22 protein-coding genes are annotated in these 20,529 nt (G+C 68.8%); 10 read left to right on the forward strand and 12 right to left on the reverse strand.

What is annotated here, in order from left to right; genetic code table 11:
* Positions 1-11 precede the first annotated feature (11 nt).
* The 3 genes from CBM2588_RS08620 to CBM2588_RS08630 all read left to right on the forward strand — a co-directional run bounded on the left by CBM2588_RS08620 (position 12) and on the right by CBM2588_RS08630 (position 2,823).
* Complete coding sequence (locus CBM2588_RS08620; protein ID WP_115680178.1) at positions 12-857, forward strand: class II aldolase/adducin family protein; 846 nt, start codon at positions 12-14, stop codon at positions 855-857.
* Positions 858-918: 61 nt separating this feature from the next.
* On the forward strand, positions 919-1,821 hold the full coding sequence (locus CBM2588_RS08625; protein ID WP_115680179.1) for an SDR family oxidoreductase: 903 nt from the start codon (positions 919-921) through the stop codon (positions 1,819-1,821).
* Between the two features lie 54 nt (positions 1,822-1,875).
* Positions 1,876-2,823 (forward strand): alpha/beta fold hydrolase, encoded by a 948-nt coding sequence (locus CBM2588_RS08630; RefSeq protein ID WP_115680180.1) that lies wholly within the window; start codon positions 1,876-1,878, stop codon positions 2,821-2,823.
* A gap of 48 nt (positions 2,824-2,871) precedes the next feature.
* Here CBM2588_RS08630 and CBM2588_RS08635 read toward each other — a convergent pair whose 3' ends face one another.
* Together CBM2588_RS08635 and CBM2588_RS08640 are read right to left on the reverse strand one after the other, a co-directional pair.
* Entirely contained in the window at positions 2,872-3,393 is a 522-nt protein-coding gene (locus tag CBM2588_RS08635) for an O-acetyl-ADP-ribose deacetylase (RefSeq protein WP_115680181.1), read from the reverse strand.
* A gap of 88 nt (positions 3,394-3,481) precedes the next feature.
* Positions 3,482-4,630, reverse strand: a complete 1,149-nt coding sequence (locus CBM2588_RS08640; RefSeq protein WP_115680182.1) for an iron-containing alcohol dehydrogenase — start codon at positions 4,628-4,630, stop codon at positions 3,482-3,484.
* Between the two features lie 355 nt (positions 4,631-4,985).
* On the opposite strand from CBM2588_RS08640, the gene CBM2588_RS08645 reads away from it, so the two are divergent.
* From CBM2588_RS08645 to CBM2588_RS08655, 3 genes are all read left to right on the forward strand, one after another.
* Positions 4,986-5,999 (forward strand): alpha/beta hydrolase, encoded by a 1,014-nt coding sequence (locus tag CBM2588_RS08645; RefSeq protein ID WP_115680183.1) that lies wholly within the window; start codon positions 4,986-4,988, stop codon positions 5,997-5,999.
* A 72-nt stretch (positions 6,000-6,071) separates the two neighbouring features.
* A complete protein-coding gene (locus tag CBM2588_RS08650) occupies positions 6,072-7,055 on the forward strand; it encodes a tripartite tricarboxylate transporter substrate binding protein (RefSeq protein WP_115680184.1) in 984 nt (327 codons plus the stop codon).
* Positions 7,056-7,178: 123 nt separating this feature from the next.
* Positions 7,179-7,616 carry a YbgC/FadM family acyl-CoA thioesterase gene (locus CBM2588_RS08655; protein WP_115680185.1) on the forward strand — a complete coding sequence of 146 codons (438 nt, stop codon included), beginning with the start codon at positions 7,179-7,181 and terminating at the stop codon, positions 7,614-7,616.
* Between the two features lie 117 nt (positions 7,617-7,733).
* On the opposite strand, the gene denD is transcribed toward CBM2588_RS08655, so the two are convergent.
* The 7 genes from denD to CBM2588_RS08690 form a co-directional block, all read right to left on the reverse strand.
* On the reverse strand, positions 7,734-8,720 hold the full coding sequence (denD, locus tag CBM2588_RS08660) for a D-erythronate dehydrogenase (RefSeq protein WP_115680186.1): 987 nt from the start codon (positions 8,718-8,720) through the stop codon (positions 7,734-7,736).
* 27 nt (positions 8,721-8,747) lie between these two features.
* Entirely contained in the window at positions 8,748-9,530 is a 783-nt protein-coding gene (otnI, locus tag CBM2588_RS08665; protein WP_115680187.1) for a 2-oxo-tetronate isomerase, read from the reverse strand.
* A gap of 65 nt (positions 9,531-9,595) precedes the next feature.
* Positions 9,596-10,960, reverse strand: coding sequence for an MFS transporter (locus CBM2588_RS08670; RefSeq protein ID WP_115680188.1), 1,365 nt, complete (start codon positions 10,958-10,960; stop codon positions 9,596-9,598).
* A gap of 148 nt (positions 10,961-11,108) precedes the next feature.
* Positions 11,109-11,762, reverse strand: coding sequence for a 3-oxo-tetronate 4-phosphate decarboxylase (gene otnC / locus CBM2588_RS08675; RefSeq protein WP_115680189.1), 654 nt, complete (start codon positions 11,760-11,762; stop codon positions 11,109-11,111).
* Positions 11,762-13,033: a 3-oxo-tetronate kinase gene (otnK, locus tag CBM2588_RS08680; protein WP_115680190.1), complete on the reverse strand. Its 1,272-nt coding sequence runs from the start codon at positions 13,031-13,033 to the stop codon at positions 11,762-11,764. Before otnK ends, otnC begins: the two co-directional genes overlap by 1 nt.
* Positions 13,034-13,045: 12 nt before the next feature.
* Entirely contained in the window at positions 13,046-13,939 is an 894-nt protein-coding gene (gene ltnD, locus CBM2588_RS08685) for an L-threonate dehydrogenase (RefSeq protein ID WP_115680191.1), read from the reverse strand.
* A 49-nt stretch (positions 13,940-13,988) separates the two neighbouring features.
* Positions 13,989-14,723 (reverse strand): FadR/GntR family transcriptional regulator, encoded by a 735-nt coding sequence (locus tag CBM2588_RS08690; protein ID WP_115681441.1) that lies wholly within the window; start codon positions 14,721-14,723, stop codon positions 13,989-13,991.
* Between the two features lie 194 nt (positions 14,724-14,917).
* Here CBM2588_RS08690 and CBM2588_RS08695 point away from each other — a divergent pair, with 194 nt between their 5' ends.
* The gene (locus CBM2588_RS08695; protein WP_115680192.1) at positions 14,918-15,346 is read left to right on the forward strand and encodes a GNAT family N-acetyltransferase; all 429 of its coding nucleotides are present in this window, start codon (positions 14,918-14,920) and stop codon (positions 15,344-15,346) included.
* Between the two features lie 18 nt (positions 15,347-15,364).
* Here CBM2588_RS08695 and CBM2588_RS08700 read toward each other — a convergent pair whose 3' ends face one another.
* The 3 genes from CBM2588_RS08700 to ygfZ form a co-directional block, all read right to left on the reverse strand.
* Positions 15,365-16,192, reverse strand: coding sequence for an NRDE family protein (locus CBM2588_RS08700; protein ID WP_115680193.1), 828 nt, complete (start codon positions 16,190-16,192; stop codon positions 15,365-15,367).
* A gap of 88 nt (positions 16,193-16,280) precedes the next feature.
* Positions 16,281-16,571 carry a DUF4936 family protein gene (locus CBM2588_RS08705; RefSeq protein ID WP_115680194.1) on the reverse strand — a complete coding sequence of 97 codons (291 nt, stop codon included), beginning with the start codon at positions 16,569-16,571 and terminating at the stop codon, positions 16,281-16,283.
* Between the two features lie 16 nt (positions 16,572-16,587).
* A complete protein-coding gene (ygfZ, locus tag CBM2588_RS08710; protein WP_115680195.1) occupies positions 16,588-17,604 on the reverse strand; it encodes a CAF17-like 4Fe-4S cluster assembly/insertion protein YgfZ in 1,017 nt (338 codons plus the stop codon).
* Between the two features lie 213 nt (positions 17,605-17,817).
* Here ygfZ and mltG point away from each other — a divergent pair, with 213 nt between their 5' ends.
* From mltG to CBM2588_RS08725, 3 genes are all read left to right on the forward strand, one after another.
* On the forward strand, positions 17,818-18,813 hold the full coding sequence (gene mltG / locus CBM2588_RS08715; protein WP_115680196.1) for an endolytic transglycosylase MltG: 996 nt from the start codon (positions 17,818-17,820) through the stop codon (positions 18,811-18,813).
* A 7-nt stretch (positions 18,814-18,820) separates the two neighbouring features.
* On the forward strand, positions 18,821-19,432 hold the full coding sequence (tmk, locus tag CBM2588_RS08720) for a dTMP kinase (RefSeq protein ID WP_092316382.1): 612 nt from the start codon (positions 18,821-18,823) through the stop codon (positions 19,430-19,432).
* A 77-nt stretch (positions 19,433-19,509) separates the two neighbouring features.
* Entirely contained in the window at positions 19,510-20,517 is a 1,008-nt protein-coding gene (locus tag CBM2588_RS08725) for a DNA polymerase III subunit delta' (RefSeq protein ID WP_115680197.1), read from the forward strand.
* Positions 20,518-20,529 lie beyond the last annotated feature (12 nt).

Genomic DNA, 20,529 nt, shown 5'->3' on the forward strand with positions numbered 1-20,529 from the left:
GGAGACACCTCATGAATGCCCCCCAAATCCCGCAAGCCACTGATGACGAGATCGGCGCCGGCCTGCCCGAAGAGGTCAAGGCCCGCTACCGCAACCTGCCACGGCCGCCGCAGTTCGCCACCGTGGGCGAAGAGCGCCTGCATCGCAAGCAGCGCCTGGCCGCCGCCTTCCGGCTGTTCTCGAAATTCGGCTTCGACGAAGGCGTGGCCGGCCATATCACCGCGCGCGACCCCGAGTTTCCCGACACCTTCTGGGTCAATCCCTTCGGCGTGCATTTCAGCCAGGTCCGGGTCTCCAACCTGATCCGCTGCGATCACCACGGCGACGTGGTCGAAGGCGAGTACCCGGTCAATGCCGCGGCCTTCGCCATCCATTCGCGCGTGCACCAGACCCGCCCCGACGCGGTTGCCGCCGCGCATTCGCACAGCACCTATGGCCGCGCCTGGTCGACGCTGGGGCGCCCGCTCGATGCGCTGACGCAGGACGTGTGCGCGTTCTACAACGACCATGCGGTCTATGACGACTTCGGCGGCGTGGTGGTGGAGCTGGACGAGGGCCAGCGCATCGCCAACGCGCTCGGGCAGAACAAGGCTGCGATCCTGCAGAACCACGGCCTGCTGACGGTCGGCAAGACCGTCGACGAAGCGGCGTGGTGGTTCATCACCATGGAGCGCTCCTGCCAGGTGCAGCTGCTGGCCGAAGCCGCCGCCGCGCGCACGCAGGCGCCGCTGAAGGTGATTGCCGACGCCGCCGCGCGCCAGGCTTATTCCATCGTCGGCACGGCGCAGGCGGGCTGGTTCCAGTTCCAGCCGCTCTATGCCCGCATCGTCAAGGAACAGCCCGACCTGCTGGACTGACACTGCCGCGCCGCGCCGCGGCCGGCATTTTCCATTCGACTCACGCGACAGGACACACGACATGAAGGATTTCTCCAACAGGGTGGCCGTCATTACCGGCGGCGCCTCGGGCTTCGGCAAGGAATTTGCCCGCATTGCCGCCGACCTCGGCATGAAGCTGGTGCTGGCCGACGTGCAGGAAGACGCGCTGGACGCAACCGTCGCCGAGTTCCAGGCGCGCAACGTGCCGGTGATCGGCCTGCGTACCGACGTCTCGCGCGCCGAGCAGGTCCAGGCACTGGCCGATGCCGCGATCGAAGCCTTCGGCCAGGTCAACCTGCTGTTCAACAATGCCGGCGTCGGCGCGGGCGGCCTGATCTGGGAAAACTCGGAGCGGGACTGGGAATGGGTGATGGGCGTCAACCTGTACGGCGTGGTGCACGGCGTGCGCACCTTTACGCCGCTGATGCTGGCGGCCGCGGAGAAGGACCCGGCGTTCGAGGGGCATATCGTCAACACCGCATCGATGGCGGGCTTGCTGAATCCGCCGGCGATGGGCGTCTACAACGTGTCCAAGCACGCGGTGGTGGCGCTGACGGAAACCCTGTACCAGGACCTCGGGCTGGTGACGGAGCAGGTGCGCTGCTCGGTGCTGTGCCCGTACTTCGTGCCGACCGGCATCAGCCAGTCGCAGCGCAACCGGCCCGCCGACCTGGCCAACCAGGCGCCGCCGACGCGTTCGCAGCTGGTGTCGCAGGCCTTGTCTGACAAGGCCGTCGGCTCGGGCAAGGTGACCGCGGCGGAGGTGGCGCAAATCACCTTCGATGCCATCCGCGACGAAAGCTTCTATATTTATTCCCACCCCCAGGCGCTCGCCCCCGTGCGCCAGCGCTTCGAGGATATCGTCGGGCAGCGCAACCCCGGCGATCCGTTTGCCGACAAGCCCGAGGTCCGCGCGGGCCTGGTTGCCGCGTTGCGCGGCTGAGTTGGACGTTCGCCAACCCTGGCCAGCACCACGCCACAACGAGGAGGACCGCATATGGAGAACAACATGGCAGCCCCCGCCGCCGTGATCCGCCACCTGCAGTACGCCACGCTGCCCAATGGCACCCGGCTGCACTACGCCAGCGCCGGCGAGCGCGGCAAGCCGCTGATGCTGTTCGTGCACGGCTTTCCGGAATTCTGGTTCGAATGGGAGGCGCAGCTGGCTGAGTTCGGGCGCACGCATTTCGCCGTCGCGCCCGACCTGCGCGGCTTCAACCTGTCGAGCAAGCCCGGCGAGGTAGAGGCCTACCGCCCGCGCCATATCGTCGAAGATCTGGTGCAGTTCATCGGCGCGCTGGGCTATGACCAGGCGATCGTGGTGGCGCACGACTGGGGCGGGGCGATCTGCTGGAACCTGGCGATCCAGTTCCCGCAGCTGGTGCGCCAGCTCGTCATCGTCAATTCGCCGCACCCGTACCTGTTCGCGCGCGCGCTCGCCACCGATCCGGCGCAGCAGGCCGCGTCGGCCTACATGAACTGGCTGCGCAAGCCCGGATCGGAACAGGCGCTGGCGGCCAACGACTTTGCGCTGCTGGACCGGATGCTGTCCGACGACGACGGCAAGCCGGCGGCCTGGTACACCGCCGAGACGCGCGCCCGGTACCACGCGGCGTGGTCGCAGCCGGGCGAAGGCAAGGACGCCGGCGTGCATCCGCTCACCGGCGGCGTCAATTTCTACCGGGCCTCGCCGATGCATCCGCCGGGCGAGGGCGAGCCGCCGCCCGATATTTCACGGCTGGATCCGGCGGCGTTCGTGGTCAGGGTGCCGACCCTGGTGGTGTGGGGCGAGCGCGACCGCGCGCTGCCGAAGTCGCTGGTGGACGGCCTGGCCGATTTCGTGCCCGACCTGCGGCTGGAGCGCATCCCCGAAGGCACCCACTGGGTGATCCACGAACAGCCCGAGCGGATCAACCAGCTGATCCGCAGCGCGCTGCCGGCCTGACCGCTGGCAACGCACCGCATGCGGCGGCGCAGGCCGCCGCATGGGGCTTCAGCTCAGCCGCTCGCGGTAAAGCCGGTAGTTTTCGTCGTCGAAGCAGACGAAGGTGACCTGCTCGATCTCCGGCGCCGCGGCCAGCGCCTCGCGCACCGCGGCGATGGCGATATCCGCCGCGCGCTCGCGCGGGAAGCCATAGATGCCGGTGCTGATATTGGGAAAGGCCACCGTGCGCAGGTGATGCTGCGCCGCCAGACGGATGCTGTTGCGGTAGGCATTGGCGAGCTGCTCTTCCTCGCCCTGGCCTCCGCCTTGCCACACCGGACCGACCGCGTGGATCACGTACGGTGCCGGCAGGCGGCCGCCGGTGGTCAGCACCGCCTCGCCGGTGGGGCAGCCGCCCTGCGCGTCGCGGATTGCGCGGCAGGCTTCCATGATGGCGGGGCCGCCGGCCCCGTGGATGGCCCCGTCGACGCCGCCGCCGCCGAGCAGGCCGCTGTTGGCCGCATTGACGATGGCATCGACTTCCATCCGGGTGATGTCGCCATGGACTACCTGCAAGTGCTCGCCGCTCATGTTGTCTCCTGCGCTGTGGAGGGAGGGCCGCCGGACAGCCGCTTGGTCGGTCCGACCGGCGGGAAGCCGCTGGATGCTACGCGGTGTGCTACATGGACTGCTCAAGCATACGCCGATAATCCGCGGCGCTGGCTTCTTTCGGGTTGGTCTTGTGGCAGTGGTCGCGCAGCGCGCCGGCGATCACCTTGTCGAACATGTCCTCGGTGACGCCCATCTGGCGCAGCCCGGTGGGCAGGCCCAGGCGCGCGGTCATGTCGTGCACCGCCTGCGCCAGGTCGGCGCCGTCGGGCAGGTGCATGGCGCGGCGCAGGCGCGCGTAGCGGTGATCGCGCACCACGGTCGGCGCGTCGGCATTGAAGCGCAGCACCGCCGGCATCACCACCGCGTTGAGCGTGCCGTGGTGCAGGCCGGTGCGGCCGTCGATCTTCAGCCCGCCGAGCGGGTGCGACAGCGAATGCACGCAGCCCAGTCCCTTCTGGAACGCCATCGCGCCCTGCATCGACGCGCTCATCATGTTCAGGCGCGCATCGCGGTCGTTGCCGTCGCGGGTGGCGCGCTCGATATGGGTCCAGCCGCGCTCCAGGCCGTCGAGCGCGATGCCGTCCGCGGGCGGGTTGAAGGCGGGCGCCAGGAAGGTCTCGATGCAGTGGGCGATGGCGTCCATGCCGGTGGCGGCGGTCAGGCCGGCGGGCAGGCCCAGCGTCAGCTCGGGATCGCACACCGCCGATTTGGGCAGCAGGTGCCAGGAATGGAAGCCCAGCTTGCGGCCGTCGTCCAGGATGATGATGGCGCCGCGCGCGACCTCGCTGCCGGTGCCGGACGTGGTGGGCACCGCGATCAGCGGCGCGGCCTGGTCGGTGATCTTGCCGCTGCCGCCTTCGATGGTGGCATAGGTGGTCAGCTCGCCCTCGTGCGTGGCCAGGATGGCGATGCCCTTGGCCAGGTCGATCGACGATCCGCCGCCCACCGCCACCAGCCCGTCGCAGCCTTGCTCGCGGTACTGTGCGGCGGCCTTGCGCACCATGGCCTCGGTCGGGTTCGACGGGGTCTCGTCGAACACCGCTACCGGCAGGCCCTGCATCGCATCGATGGCGCGCTGCGCCACGCCGGCCGCGACCACCCCCTGATCAGTCACCAGCAGCGGCCGGCGGATGCCGATGCGCTCGCATTCCGACTTCAGCACGCTGACCGCGCCGAAGTCCAGGTGAATGTGGGTCAGATAGTAGATGAACGCCATGTTTGCTTGTCTCCTGCTGGGATCTGCCGCGAAATAGTGGAATTCGCGCTGGAATTCCTCGTTGTCACGGGCCAGGCCTGTGGCTGGCGCCGTGCGCTGTCCTGGGGTTCAATGGACCTGCCGCAATCGTTTCCGCTCGCCCTCGGCGTGCTGCCAGCCGATCATCGCGCAAAAACTTGCCGCGTGGCACGATGAGTAGGACTTTTCGGGGTTATCTCGGACTGCCCGGGGTCGGAAACATCTGGCATCATACTAAAATCGAACGATCGTTCACTATTCGAACTTGTCCCGATGCCGACGCCGCGCCAGCGCTGCTGCGCGAGGCCGGCGCCGGGTTTGCGCCGCATCACGCCCTATGTCTGTCGTACCGTCTTCCCGATCCGCCACGCCAGGCCTGCCGGATAATCCGCTGGACCCGCAGATGGCCGCGTTGCTGGCCTTGATCGCCCGCGCCAAGCGGCCGCCGATCCACGCCATGGCGCCGGAAGACGCCAAGATCGCCTACGAGAAAAGCGCGCCGATCCTCGACATCAACCCGCCGCCGGTGCATACCGCGGAAGACCTGCTGGTGCCGGCCCGCGACGGCCACGCCATCCCGGTCCGGCTGTACACGCCGCGCGAAGCCAGCTGGATCGAGCCGCTGCCGCTGCTGGTGTACTTCCATGGCGGCGGCTTCACGGTCGGCAGCGTCGATTCGCACGATCCGCTGTGCCGCCTGCTGTGCGGCCAGGCCGATTGCATGGTGCTGTCGGTGGACTACCGGCTCGGGCCCGCGTGGCGCTTTCCGACCGCGGTCAACGACGCCTTCGATGTGCTGCACTGGGTCTTCGCCGAAGCCGACAAGCTCGGCGCCGACCTGGCCCGCATCGGCCTGGGCGGCGACAGCGCCGGCGGCACGCTGGCCGCCGCCTGCGCGGTCGAGGCCCGCGATGCCGGGCTGGCACCGGTGCTGCAACTGCTGGTCTATCCCGGCACCTGCGCGCGCCAGGATACGCCGTCGCACCGCGCGCTGGCCGACGGCTACCTGCTGACGGCGGACATGATCCGCTGGTTTTTCGCGCAGTACCTGGACCAGGATGCCAGCCGCGATGACTGGCGCTTTGCGCCGCTGGACGGCGGCGGCACCGGCGCCGAGGTGCGCGGGGTCTGCCCGGCCTGGATCGCGGTGGCGGGCTACGACCCGCTGCATGACGAGGGCGTGGCCTATGCCGAAAAGCTGCGCGCCGCCGGCGTCGACGCCACGCTGGCCGACTACCCCGGCATGATCCATGATTTCTTCAAGCTGGGCCGGTTCGTGCCCGCGGTGGCGCAGGCGCATGCCGATGCCGTCGCCGCGCTGCGCACCGCGTTCGGTCCCTCGCAGGACTAGGGCCCGCCTTGCGGTCGCGCCGGTCCACGCATTTTTCAAGCAGTGATTTGCAGCACTAGGAGACACTTTCAAATGCAACGCCGCCACTTCCTCGCCCGCGCCGGCATCGCCGCCGCCACCGCGGCCCTCGGCCTTGCCGCCATGCCCGCCCAGGCCCAGGCCGACAAGTTCCCGCAGCGCCCGATCCGGCTGGTGATCGGCTACACCGCCGGCGGCTCCACGGATATCCCGTTCCGCGTGCTGGCCGACAACGCCTCGAAGATCCTGGGCCAGCCGGTGATCGTCGAGAACAAGCCCGGTGCCGGCGGCGTGCTGCCGGCGCAGCTGATGCAGAGCACCGCGCCGGACGGCTACACGCTGGCGCAGGTGGCCATGCCGGTCTATCGCCTGCCGTACACCACCAAGATCAACTGGGATCCGGTCAAGGACCTGAGCTACATCATCAACCTGGCCGGCTATTCGTTCGGCCTGGTGGTGCCGGCCGATTCGCCGATCAAGACCATGCAGGAGTACATTGCCTACGCCAAGGCCAACCCGGGCAAGCTGACCTACGGCTCGCCGGGCTCGATGACGACGCTGCACCTGACCATGGAAGAACTGGCCATGAAGCAGGGCGTGCAGTTCTCGCACATCCCCTACAAGGGCAATTCGGAATCGATGCAGGCGCTGCTGGGCGGCCACGTGATGTCGGTGGCCGACACGCCGGCGTGGGCGCCGTACGTGGAGCAGGGCAAGCTGCGCCTGCTGTCGACCTGGGGCGAGAAGCGCTCGGCGCGCTTCCCCAACGTGCCGACGCTGAAGGAACTTGGCATGGGCATCGTGCAGACCTCGCCGTTCGGCCTGGTCGCGCCCAAGGGCACCGACCCGAAGATCGTGCAGAAGCTGCATGACGCCTTCAAGAAGGCCATGGAAATGCCCAACTACCGCGAGTCGCTGGCCAAGTTCGACATGGAGCCGTTCTATCTGAACAGCCAGCAGTACGCGCAGTTCGCGGCGGAAACCGTCAAGAAGGAAAAGGCGATCATCGAAAAGCTCGGGCTGGCCAAGCCGCAGTAAGCCCGCGCTGATCCACCGCCTCGCATGCATCCAGGCCGCCGCGCCTGCCGGCTCCGCGCCGGCGGGTACGGCGGCCTGATGTCTTTCCAGCGTTCCAGAACAACCAACAAGGAGACCACGTCAATGGCCAAAGAGGAGTTCCGCCACACCATCCCGCTGCGCGTGCGCTGGTCCGAAGTCGATCCGCAATCGATCGTCTTCAATGCGCACTACCTGACGTATTGCGATATCTGCGTGACGGAGTACTGGCGTGCGCTGGGGATCCGCTATCCCGAGGACGTATTGCACGCGCACGGCGTCGATATCTTCGTGGTCAAGTCCACGCTCGAGTATCACGCATCGGCGCGCTTTGACGATGAGCTGGAACTGCGCGGGCGCATGGCGCGGCTGGGGCGGTCCAGCATGCTGTTCCGGGTGGAGATGTATCGAGGCGACGAGCACCTGATCACCGGTGAAATCGTCTATGTGTGCGCGGACCCGGCGACGCAGAAGTCGGCGTCGATCCCGGGGGTAGTGCGAGAGATTATCGAGGGGTATGAGGTGGTGAAGCCGGCGGGGTAAGGGTTCGCAAGAATCCTCCAAATCCCGCTTGTTTTCTCCCCTCTCCCGCAAGCAAGCGGGAGAGGGGACCGGCGCTCAGCAACTGAATAGGCAGTCGCCATGGCGGCGCGGCGAAGCTTACTTGCCCACTCCCGCATCTTCCATATAAGCCCGGATCACCGCATCAAAGCTGGCATCGCTCTCGAACCCCAGCGACAAGGCCCGTTCGGCATTCCACGCCGCCGGCCACGTGCCGACGATCTTCTCGATGCGCTCCTCGCGTTCCCACGTCACGAGGTCCGCCACCGCATCGCCGGCCACGCGGCGCAGCGCATCGACCATGCCCGCCGCCGTCACCGACACCCCCGGCAGGTTGATGACGCGGCGGTTGCCCAGCCGTTCGCCGGCCAGTTCGATGCCGTTGACCAGCGCGGCAACCGCCGCGCGCGGCGACAACAGCCACAGCTTCGTCTCCGGCGCCACCGGGCAGTTCGCTGCGACGCCCGACAGCGGCTCGCGGATGATGCCGCTGGCGAACGACGAGGCCGCCGCATTGGGCTTGCCCGGACGCACGCTGATGGTCGGCAGGCGCAGCACGCGGCCGTCGACGAAGCCGCGGCGGCTGTAGTCCGACAGCAGCAGTTCGCCGATGGCCTTCTGCACGCCGTACGACGATTGCGGGTTCAGCGCGGTGTCGTCCTGCACCACCGGCGGCAGTTCGCCGCCATAGACCGCGACCGAGCTGGTGAACAGCACGCGCGGCTTGTGGCCCAGCTCGCGGCAGGTTTCGAGCAGCGCGCGCGAGGCGTCGAGGTTGACGCGCATGCCGAGGTCGAAATCCGCCTCCGCCTGGCCGCTGACCACGGCGGCGAGGTGGAACACCGCACCGGTGTCCTGGTCGATGGCCTGGCGTAGCACCGCCGGGTCGGACAGGTCGCCTGTCACCACGCGTACGCGCCCATTGTCCAGGCCTTGGTCGAGGCCTTGCGGCGCGACCACGTCGAGCAGCGTCAGGCGCTCGAAGGCAACGGCCTTGCCGTCCAGGTTCAGGGTGCCGCGTTGCAGCAGCAGGCGGGCGAGTTGCAGGCCAAGGAAGCCGGCGCCGCCGGTAATCAGTACGTTCATGGCAAGAGATCTGTGGTGGTTCTGCAATCAGCGGCCGAGGTAGGGCTTGAGCCAGCCCAGTCCTTCGGACGTGCCGGCGCGCGGACGGTATTCGCAACCGATCCAGCCCGTATAGCCGAGCGAGTCGATCAGGTCGAACAGGTACGGGTAGTTCAGCTCGCCCAGGTCCGGCTCATGGCGCTCGGGCACGCCGGCGATCTGGATATGGCCGATGCCGGCGATGTCGCGCCTGAGCTTCATCGCGATATCGCCCTCGACGATCTGGCAGTGGTAGCAGTCGAACTGCACCTTCAGGTTGGCCGCGCCGACCTCCTTGCAGATCGCCTGCGCGTCGTCCTGGCGGTTCAGGAAATAGCCCGGCATGTCGCGCGTGTTGATCGGCTCCAGCACGATGGTCACGCCCTGCGCGGCGGCCTCCTGCGCGGCGAAAGCGACGTTTTCCAGGTAGGTGGCGCGGTAGCGCGCGCGTTCGGCATCGGCCGGTACCAGCCCTGCCATCACGTGCACGCGGTCATTGCCGATCACGCCGGCGTATTCCAGCGCGCGCCCGACGGCATCGCGGAATTCCGCCTCGCGCCCCGGCAGCGAGGCCAGGCCGCGCTCGCCCGCTGCCCAGTCACCCGGCGGGGCATTGAACAGCGCCTGGGCGAGACCGTTCGCGTCGAGGCGCGCGCGCAGCTCGGCGGCGGGGTGCTCGTACGGGAACAGGTACTCCACCGCCTGGAAGCCGTCCGCCGCGGCAGCGGCGAAGCGATCCAGGAACGCGTGCTCGTGGTACATCATCGAGAGATTTGCGGCGAAGCGCGGCATGGGAACTCCAGAGCGTAGGACGAAGCCGGCCCGGTCGCGATCAGCGCGACCGGACCGGCCGGATATCAGCGATTGACCAGTTTAGCCGGCGTCAGCCACACCAGCACGGCGCCGACCACCAGGATCGCGGACAGCACGTACATCGGCAGCTGCGTGCTGTGCGTCAGGTCCTTGAGCGCGCCGACCATGTATGGCGACACGAACCCGGCCAGGTTGCCGACCGAGTTCACCACGGCAATGCCGGAAGCGGCGGCAATGCCGGACAGGAACGCGGTGGGCAGCGACCAGAACAGCGGCGCGCAGGTCAGCACCCCGGCGGCGGCCAGCGACAGCGCGGCGATCGACACGGTCGTATTGTTGGTGAACGAGGCGGCAATGGCAAAGCCCACCGCACCCATCAGCGCCGGCACGATCAGGTGCCAGCGGCGCTCCTGGCGCGCGTCGGCGCTGTGGCCGAGGATGTTCATGACGACGATGGCGCAGATGAACGGGATCGCCGACAGCAGGCCGATCTTCAGGTTGCCGGTGACGCCGCTGGCCTTGACCAGCGTGGGCATCCAGAACGTCAGCGCGTACTGGCCGGTGACGAAGCAGAAGTAGATCAGGCACATCCACCACACCCGGCGGTCGCTGAACACGGCGCCCAGCGAATGCCCGTGCGCCTGGCCGGCGGCGGCGCCGGCCTTCTGCTGGTCTTCGTCGATATTGCGCTTGAGCACGCGCTTTTCATCGGCGCTGAGCCACGGGGCCTTGTCGATGCCATCGCGCAGCACGAAGATCGTTACCACGCCGATCACCAGCGCGGGCAGGGCTTCGAGCAGGAACATCCATTGCCAGCCGCTCATGCCATGGGTGCCGTTGAAGGCGTCCATGATCCAGCCCGACAGCGGGTTGCCGAACATGCCGGCAACCGGGATGCCCGACATGAACAGCGCGATCATCTTGGCGCGCCGGTTGGCCGGGTACCAGTAGGTCAGGTACAGGATCACGCCGGGGTAGAAGCCCGCCTCGGCCAGGCCGAGCAGGAAGCGCATCACGTAGAACTGCGTCGGCGTCTTCACGAACAGGAACAGCGCCGAGATGATGCCCCACGTGATCATGATGCGGGCGATCCAGATGCGCGCGCCGATCTTGTGCATCAGCAGGTTGCTGGGCACCTCGAACAGGAAGTAGCCGATGAAGAACAGGCCGGCGCCCAGGCCGAACACGGTCTCGGAGAAGGCCAGGTCCTGGCCCATCTGCAGCTTGGCAAAGCCGACGTTGACGCGGTCGAGGTAGGCGACCACGTAGCACAGCATCAGGAACGGCATGATGCGCCAGAACACCTTGCTGTAGGCGCGTTTCTCGATCTGGGTGTCGGTGTCGAGCCGGGCGTTGCCGCCCAGGCTGTCGAAGGCGGGCACGCTGGCCGCCGGTTGGTTGGAAGGCATCGGTGGTCTCCGGGTAGGGTCAGTCTGGTCTAGTAATGTGTGCCGGCTATGCGAAGCGCAGGCATGCGCGTGCCCCGCACGGTGGCCGCAAGGCAACCGCGCCGGTCAGATCCGTATGGCCGTGTCAGTCGGAAAAAAGAGGGCTGTGCTACCAGCGCGCCTGGAAGGCGTCGCGCAACTCAGCCAGTGCGCCGTCGGGCAGCGCCGCGCGGGCGGCGAAGCCCGGCGTGTCCTTCATCATCATCCATAGCTTGGCGGTCTCCTCCAGTTCTTCCAGCGCGAACGCGGCGCGCGAGACGCTGGACTCCCACACCACCGGCCCCAGGCGCTCCAGCAGCACGCCGCGCACCTGCGCGGCCAGCGTGGCCACGCGCGCGGCGACCGCGGGATCGCCGGGCCGGTGATAGGGAATCAGCGGGATATGGCCGACCTTCATCACGTAATACGGCGTGAGTGGCGGCAGTACGTCGTCGGGTTGCCAGACCCCGGCGAGCGTCAGGGCCACGAGGTGAGTCGAGTGCGTATGCACCACGGCGTGCGCCCCGGGGTTGTTGTCATAGATCGCGCGATGCAGTGTCAGCGTCTTGGATGGCTTGTCGCCCGAGACCCAGCTGCCGTCGGCGGCGACCTTGGCGACCGCGGCCGGATCCATCATGCCCAGGCAGGCATCGGTCGGGGTGATCAGCCAGCCATCGTCCAGCCGCGCGCTGATGTTGCCGGCCGAGCCGACGGTATAGCCGCGCTGGTAGAGGCTGGCGCCGATGCGGCAGATCTCTTCGCGCAGCTTGCTTTCGGTGCTCATCACTCGGCTCCCAGCTGGCGCAGCGCTTCGTCGAAGAAGTCCGGGCCGCCGAAATTGCCCGACTTGAGCGCCAGCGCCAGCGGCGTGGCGCCGAGCGTGACCGTGGCCGGCACACCCGGAGCGATCTGTGTGCCGATACGCAGCGCGCGGACGTTCAGCGCCTGTACCACGGCGCCCGAGGTCTCGCCGCCGGCGACGACAAAGCGGCGCGTGCCACGTGCGAGCAGGCCGGCCGCAACGGTGGCCAGGCATTGCTCGACCAGGTGGCCGGCACGCTCGACGCCCAGTTCGGCCTGCACGGCCTTGACCTCGTCGGGGCTGGAGGTGGCGTAGACCAGCACCGGCTCGTCGTGCGAGGCGGCGAAGTCCAGCGCGGCGTCGGCCACGGCTTCGCCGCGCGCCAGCGCGAGCGGGTCGATGCGCAGCGCCGGGCGGCCTTGCTCCAGCCAGCGCGCCACTTGCCCGTTGGTCGCGCGCGAGGCGCTGCCGGCCAGCACCACGCCGGGGCCGTCGATGGCCGGCACCGCGTCGGCGTCGGCGCGCTGCGGCAGCAGGCCGGCGCGGCGGAAGTTCTCGGGCAGGCCCAGCGCGATGCCGGAGCCGCCGGTGATCAGCGGCAGCCCGGCGCACGCCTCGCCCAGCGTAAGCAGGTCGGCGTCGGAGACGGCATCGGCAATTGCCATGCGTACACCCTCGCCGCGCAGCGCGGCGATGCGCCCGGCCGTGGCCTGCGCCCCGCGCGCGACCGCGTCATGGCGCAGCAGCCCAACCTTGTGCTTGCTCTGGCGCTGCAGCACGCGCACCAGGTTGGCATCGGTCATCGGCGTCAGCGGATGGTGCTCCATGCCCGATTCGTTCAGCAGCGCGTCGCCGACGAACAGGTGACCGCGGAAAATGGTGCGGCCGTTCTCGGGGAAGGCCGGGCAGGCGATGGTGAAGTCGCTGTCCAGCGCCGCCAGCAGGGCCTCGGCCACCGGGCCGATATTGCCGGCGTCGGTCGAATCGAAGGTGGAGCAGTACTTGAAGACGAACTGGCGGCAGCCCTGCGCGCGCAGCCATTGCAGCGCGGCCAGCGACTCGGCCACGGCCTGGGCCGCGGGCACGGTGCGCGACTTGAGTGCGACCACCACGGCGTCGGCGCTGCCGATATCGGCCATGGATGCGGGCACGCCGATGGTCTGCACGGTGCGCATGCCATTGCGCACCAGCGTGTTGGCGAGGTCGGTGGCGCCGGTAAAGTCGTCGGCGATACAGCCCAGGAGCGCGGTCATGGTCGGTGCTCCTTATTCGGCCTTGCCCGGCAGTTCGATGCCCGGGAAGATCTTGATCACGGCCGAATCGTCTTCGCCGCCGTGGCCGGCGGTGGAGGCCATCATGAACATCTGGTGCGCCGCGGCCGACAGCGGCAGCGGGAATTTGCTGGTGCGCGCGGTGTCGAGCACCATGCCCAGGTCCTTGACGAAGATGTCGACCGCCGACAGGGGGGTGTAGTCGCCCTTCAGGATATGCGGCACGCGGTTCTCGAACATCCACGAGTTGCCGGCGCTGTGCGTGATCACGTCATAGAGCGCGTCCGGGTCCACGCCTTCGCGCAGGCCCAGCGCCATCGCCTCGGCCGCGGCGGCGATATGCACGCCGGCCAGCAGCTGGTTGATGATCTTGACCTTGGAGCCGGCGCCGTGCGCGGCGCCCAGGCGGTAGACCTTGCCGGCGATGGCGGCCAGCACGTCCTCGGCCAGCGCGTAGGCTTCGGCGGGGCCCGAGGTCATCATGGTCATTTCGCCGCTGGCGGCGCGCGCGGCACCGCCGGAGACCGGCGCGTCCAGCATCAGCAGGCCTTTTTCGGCGAGGCGCTGTCCCAAGGTCCCGGCAAAGCCCGGCGGCACCGTGGCGCTGGCGATCACCAGCTTGCCCGGCTGCATCGACGCCACGGCACCGTCGGCGCCGAACAGCACGGCCTCGGTCTGCTGCGCATTGACCACCAGCGTCAGCACCACGTCGCAGCGGCTGCCCAGCTCGGCGGGCGAGGCGCACGGCACGCCGCCGGCATCGGCAAAGCGCTGCAGCACTTCGGCACGCAGGTCGCAGGCGTGCACGTTGAAACCGGCCCGCAGCAGCGACTGCGCGACACCAAAGCCCATGGCACCAAGGCCGATGACGCCGATATTCCTGGACATAGGGACTCCCTGAAACAGATACGGATGATTCGATGCTTGCGACGGCGCGTCAGTTGGTGGCGCCGTGCGTCGCGCCGCTCTCGTCTGCGCCCAGTTGCGCCAGCCGGTGCGCGGCGTTGTACATGTGGTTCTGCGCGGCATTGCGCGCGGCCAGCGGGTCGCCGGCGCGGATCGCGGCGACGATGGCCTGGTGTTCCTCGCGCACCTGGCGCGAAAAGTCCGCGCGGCGCGCTTCGTTGGTGCGGGTCACGCGCGTGGCGGCTTCCAGGTACTGGCTCAGGAATTCCAGCGTCTTGAGGAAATAAGGATTGCCGGTCGCTTCGGCGATGGCGCGGTGAAAGCCCACGTCCTCGGCGACGCCGTCGCCGCCCTGCGCCACCACCTCGTCGAGGCGGGCCAGCGCGGCGTCGATCGCCGCCATCGAGGCATCGGTGCGGCGCCGGGCCGCCTGCGCGGCCACCTCGGCCTCGATCGCGCGGCGCAGCTCGACGATCTGCAGCACCGCTTCGAGCGTACCGGTGTCGGTGTAGTCGATGCGCAGCGGCCGGATGCCGGCCTGCAGCGTCACGAACACGCCGCTGCCCTGGCGCGACTCGACCACGCCTTCGTATTTCAGCCGGGAGATGGCCTCGCGCACCACGGTGCGGCTGACGCCGAACTCTTCGGACAGCACCGCCTCGGTGGGCAGCTTGTCGCCGCGGGCGAAGGCGCCGCTCTGGATCTTGTCCAGCAGCTGTTCGGCGACGTTGTCAGTCAGGGCGCGGGCAGGGACTTTCTGGAACACGGCAGCTTTCCCGGTCATTCGGTAATCAGGTCATCATACAAATTTGCTATGCGGCTGCCGACCCCAGGTAAACCCTGATATGGTGCATTTCATGCCGGTCCCGTGCGCCCACTGCTCCATATTGGGGCGGCTGCGGTGGGGGCGGGGCTGGCGTATCATTGGCGCCCGCATTGCCACTTGCCCGTTTTGACGCCATGCCCACCACCGTCCTGATCTGCCCCTGGTCCGAAGCCCGCGAGCGTGCGCGCGCCATCCGCTACACCGTCTTTGTCGAAGAGCAGGGCGTGCCGGTGGAACTGGAATGGGACGAATGGGACGAGCCCAGCTGGCATGCGCTGGCGCTGGACGAGGATGGCACGCCGCTGGCCACCGGCCGGCTTCTGCCCGACGGCCATATCGGCCGCATGGCCGTGCTGAAGCCGGCGCGCGGCAGCGGCGTCGGCGCGCTGGTGCTGGAGGCGCTGATGCGCAAGGCGGAACAGCTGGGTTATCCGGAACTGGTGCTCAACGCGCAGACCCACGCGGCGCCGTTCTATGCGCGCGTGGGCTTCGAGCAGGTGGGGCCGGAATTCGAAGAGGCGGGCATCCCGCACGTGGAGATGCGCAAGCGCCTGCGGCGATAAAGCGGCGGCGCGCGGTGCTCAGCGCGGCGCCTGCACGATGCCGGTGTCGCGCGACAGGTTCAGCGTGCCGTGGTAGGCCACCTCGCCGATGCGGCCATCGGCGTCAAAGCTGCGCTCGTTCAGGTCGAAGCGCCCGTCGTGGCGGATGCGCAGCACGGTGCTGGCGCGCGTGCCGTACATCGGCGAACGGATAAAGGCCGACGACAGCAGCTTTTCCCACTCCGGCGCCACGCCGGTGGCGGGCAGCTCGAAATCCGCCGCCTGGCGTTGGTCAGCCAGCATCTGCAGGTAGGGTTCGGCGCTGGCGGTGGGCTGGCCGCTGTCCGCGGCCAGCACTTCGGCCAGCGCGCCGACGCGGCTGCGCACCTTGGGCCAGGGCGTGTCGAGCAGCGCGTTGGACAGCCCGTACAGGCCGGGGCGCAGCCGTTGCGGCTGGCGCGACGCCGAGCGGTTGCTGTACCACCACAGTTCGCGCAGGTCGCTCGCCAGCAGGTTGAAGCCGTTGTAGGCGCCGTCTTCGCCGGCGAGGCCGTCGAGGTAGTCGAACGGCGCCGCGTGGCCGCGCAGGAAGCCCGCCACCAGCTCGCCGCGCGAACGGGCGTCGGTGCGTTTTTCGGACGGGGCGCGGTAGTTGGTGAGCGCGGCGAAGCGGCCCTCGGCGTTGACGCCCATCCAGGTGCCGGGTTCGCCGATGACCTCGGCGAGGTCGCGGCCGGCCAGCACCTGGGGCGCATCCTGCCACCAGTGCGCGGCCGCCGCGGGGCGGGCATAGAATTCATCGCGGTTGCCGGCCACGACCAGGGCATAGTCCGGGTGCGATTGCCAGGCAACCAGGATCAGACACATCGTTTTGCTTCCTTTGCCGCAGGGGTTGCCGCGCCAGCGGTCCCCGCGTACTTCAGTCCGACGGCGCCATAACGCTGTTCAAGGGCGCCTACAGCACGTCCAGGTCGATAAAGTGTTCGGCGCGCCGCTCGCCTTCTATCCACTGGTCCAGCCCGCTCTGCCGCCACAGCCCTTCCAGCGTGGCATCGAACGCGGGCGGCACGTCGGCGTAGCACTCCATCCAGGTCTGCACGCCGGCGCGGGTTTCCGGCCTGCGCATCAGCGTACCACCAATTCCGGTGGCTTCGGCGACCGTTTCCATCCAGCGGTGCCAGTGCGGCAGCGCCTCGGCGGCGACGGCTTCCGGCACGCGGAAATAGACATAGAGGTGATCGCTCATGGCGGATCCCGTGCAATCAGCTGGCGGCCTGGGCGGCTTCGCCAAGCGGCACCGCATAGGGCAGGCTGGCGGTGGCCAGTGCCGCGCCTTCGGCGCTGCCCAGGCGCAGCGCGCTGCCGGCGGCATCGATCTTCAGCTCGGCCAGCCCGGCCCAGCCGCCATCGGGCGCGGGCGCGGCGTTGACGATCATGCCGCAGGGCTGGCCCGGGTCTTCCGGACGATAGATTTCGGCCGCGGGCGCCGGCACCTCGCCTTCGCCCTGCACCAGCCACATGCGGCGCTTGAGGGTGCCGCGGTACTGGCTGCGCGCCACCACTTCCTGGCCGGGATAGCAGCCCTTGCGGAAATTGACGCCGCCGACCAGCTCGAAATTGATCATCTGCGGCACGAACTGCTCCTGCGTGGCGGCGACGATGCGGGGCAGGCCGGATTGCACCTCGAGCCAGTCCCACAACGCCGGCTCGGCAGCCGTCAGCGTGGCGGACAGCTTCGCGCGCAGCGCGTCGGCACGCTCGGCCGGCAACACCAGCTGCCAGCGCGGCTGGCCGGCGCTGTCCGGCAGGCGGATCACGGTGGCGCCGTCGGCCGTGGCCACGGCAAAGGCGGTCTCCGGCGCGGGCAGCCCGGCCACGGCAAGCGCCCCGGCGGCGCCGGCGCCGGCCACGCCGAGGATGGCATGGCTCGGGGTGATATCGGCCAGCCTGGCCTTGGCGCGCAGCACGAACATCGACAGCCGCTTCTGCACCGCAGGCTGGATCTCGGCCGACAGCTGCAGCACGATGCCGTCGGCGTCGCGCCACATCAGGAAGGTGGCCAGCAGCCGGCCCTTGGGCGAGCAGTAACCGGCCAGGCGCGCCGTGCCCGGCGCCAGGTCGTCGACCGCGTTGGTCAGCTGGGTGTGCAGGAAGCTGGCGGCATCGTCGCCCGCCACGCGGACGAGGCCGAGCCCGGCCGGTGTGCAAACCACGCCGCCGGCAGTCAGCGCGTCAAGGTTTGCGGCGAGTTCCTGGGCTTGGGGATTCAATGCTGGCATTGCGAGGCAATCGTCGAGGCAAATCGGGGGAAGAGTTCAGGCCACCGAAGGGGCGCGGTGCCGGGCCTGCGGAGGCGCCGGCGCCACGGCTCACGGTCGGTGCCAGGCTGCCGGTTATTATATGGGGCTACGAGATTTTCGGCCGGCGCCGTTGGTCTGCCGCGGCGCGTGGTTGCGCCGACGGTGCCCGGGGCTGGTCGCTACAACGGATACATGAAACGTTTATTCCTCAGTCTTGGGCTTGCCGTGCTGGTATTTGCGCTGGCGGCCGCGGGCGGCTTCGCGTGGTGGGCCAATCACCCGGTGGCGCTTGCCAGGTCGCCGGTGGAAGTGGTGATCAAGCCTAATTCCGGCGTGGCCAGCGTCGGCCGGCAGATCCAGCGTGGCGGCGTGGGCATGGACCCGCGGCTGTTCGTGCTGCTGGCGCGGCTGACCGGCCACGGCGCCGACCTCAAGGCCGGCGGCTATGAATTCGAAACCGGCGCCACGCCGCTGTCGATCGTCGGCAAAGTGGCCCGCGGCGAAGTCACGCACTACGTGGTCACGGTGATCGAGGGCTGGGAATTCCGCAAGATGCGCGCCGCGGTCGACGCCAGCCCGGCGCTGCGACACGACACCCGCGGCATGTCCGACGCGGAACTGATGAAAGCCATCGGCGCGGCGGAGGCTTCGCCCGAAGGGCTGTTCTTTCCCGACACCTACCTGTTCGCGCGCGGCAGCAGCGACCTCGAGTTGTACAAGCACGCCTACCGCGCCATGCAGCGCCGCCTGAACGAGGCCTGGAACGCGCGCTCGCCCGGCCTGCCGTACAAGACCCCGTACGAGGCGCTGGTGATGGCGTCGATCGTCGAGAAGGAAACCGGCCAGGCCGCCGAGCGCCCGATGATCGCCGCGGTGTTCATCAACCGGCTGCGCAAGAACATGCTGCTGCAGACCGACCCGACCGTGATCTACGGACTGGGCGAGGCCTTCGACGGCGACCTGCGCAAGCGCGACCTGCAGGCCGACACCCCGTACAATACCTACACCCGCACCGGCCTGCCGCCCACGCCGATCGCGCTGCCGGGGCTGGCCTCTCTGGCCGCGGCGACCACGCCGGCGCCGTCCGACGCGCTGTACTTCGTTGCCCGCGGCGACGGCAGCAGCCATTTCTCCAACTCGCTACCCGAACACAACCGCGCGGTCGACAAGTACCAGCGCGGCAAATAGGCATTCCATGCGCGGAAAATTCATTACCTTCGAGGGCATCGACGGCGCCGGCAAGAGCACCCATATCGACTGGGTTGCCGACCGCCTGCGCGCGCGCGCCGACATCGCCGGTGTCGTCACCACCCGCGAGCCCGGCGGCACGTCGCTGGGCGAAGACCTGCGCCAGATCCTGCTGCACCGCAAGATGCACCTGGAAACCGAAGCGCTGCTGATGTTCGCGGCGCGGCGCGAGCATATCGCCGAAGTCATCGCCCCGGCGCTGGAGCGCGGCAAGTGGGTCATTTCCGACCGCTTTACCGATGCCACCTTTGCCTATCAGGGCGGCGGCCGGGGCCTCGCCACCGGACGGCTCGAAGTGCTGGAAGGCTGGGTCCAGGGCGGCTTGCAGCCAGACCTGACGCTGCTGTTCGACGTGCCGCTGGAGACCGCCAGCGCCCGCCTGGCCGCCGCGCGCACGCCCGACAAGTTCGAGGCGGAATCGCGCGCCTTCTTCCAGCGCACCCGCGACGAGTATCTGCGCCGCGCGGCCCAGTCGCCGCAGCGCTTCCGCGTTATCGACGCGACCCGCAGCATTGCCGATATTCGCGACGAGCTTGAAAAGATCCTCGCAACTATCTGATTAGCCGGCATTTTTATCCAGCCCCACGGCGATATTCAGCCGGTACTCGAAGTTGGACCGCTAACTTACTGATTTACATGCTATATCCCTGGCAGAAAGAAGACTGGCAACGGCTGGGCGCGCTGCGCGAGCGGCTGCCGCATGCCTTGCTGATCCACGGCCAGCAAGGCATCGGCAAGCGCGACCTGGCGTTGCATTTCGCCCAGGGGCTGCTGTGCGAGGCGCCGCTGGCGGACGGGCAGCCGTGCGGGCAATGCGCCGCCTGCCACTGGTTCAGCCAGGGCAACCATCCGGATTTCACGGTGGTGCGGCCCGAGGCCCTCGACGCCTCGGCCGAGGCGGAAACCGACGAGGGCGGCAAGAAAAAGGCGCCCAGCAAGATCATCCGCATGGAGCAGGTGCGCGCGCTGATCGAGGCCGTGGCGGTAGGCACGCACCGCGCCGGGTTGCGCGTGGTGGTGGTCTATCCGCTCGACGCGCTGCAGACCGAGGGCGCCAACGCCTTGCTCAAGACGCTGGAGGAACCGCCGCCGTCGACGGTGTTCCTGCTGGTGACCGACCGGCTTGACCGCATCCTGCCGACCATCCTGTCGCGCTGCCGCCAGTTTTCGGCCCAGCGCCCGACCCCCGAGGCCGCGCTGGCGTGGCTGCGCGGGCAGGGCGTGGCGGATGCCGAGGCCCAGCTGGCGCTGGCCGGCGGCGCGCCGCTGACCGCGCTGCACGCGGCCGAGGCCGAGGAGCAGCCGCTGCAGCGCTGGCTGGTGGGCCAGCTCGGCGCCGCGGCCGCCATCGACGCCGCCGCGGCGGCCGAGCAACTGCAGAAGCTGCCGGTGCCCGCCGTGCTTGGCATCCTGCAGCGCTGGACGTACGATCTGCTGGCACTGCGGCTGGATGGCGGTGCCACGCCGCGGTACTTCCCCAGGGAGCGCGCCGTGCTGGCGCGCTGCGCCGGTGCCACCGATGCGCGCGGCCTGCAGGCGTTTGCCGCGCGCCTGAACTCGCACCGCCGCAGCGAGAACCATCCGCTGGCGGCACGGCTGGTGATGGAAGCGGTATTCCTCGAGTACCGGCAGCTGTTCCGCTAGCGCGGCCGCGGC

The sequence above is a fragment of the Cupriavidus taiwanensis genome, assembly GCF_900250075.1.
Taxonomy (GTDB): Bacteria; Pseudomonadota; Gammaproteobacteria; order Burkholderiales; family Burkholderiaceae; genus Cupriavidus; species Cupriavidus taiwanensis_C.